General features: G+C 56.1%; 1 rRNA gene. It reads left to right on the top strand.

Annotated features, from left to right (window positions below):
• Positions 1-223, top strand: a 23S ribosomal RNA gene (locus WFI24_RS34395); the annotation flags it as partial.

The raw sequence follows: 223 nt of genomic DNA on the forward strand, positions 1-223 counted from the left end.
TTTTAGGGGTGATGGCGTGCCTTTTGTAGAATGAACCGGCGAGTTACGTTCCCGTGCAAGGTTAAGGTGAAGAGCCGGAGCCGCAGCGAAAGCGAGTCTGAATAGGGCGACATAGTACGTGGACGTAGACCCGAAACCGGGTGATCTACCCCTGTCCAGGGTGAAGGTGCGGTAACACGCACTGGAGGCCCGAACCCACGCATGTTGAAAAATGCGGGGATGA

It is taken from the genome of Paenibacillus sp. USHLN196, assembly GCF_037144955.1.
GTDB classification, from domain to species: domain Bacteria; phylum Bacillota; class Bacilli; order Paenibacillales; family Paenibacillaceae; genus Paenibacillus; species Paenibacillus xylanexedens_C.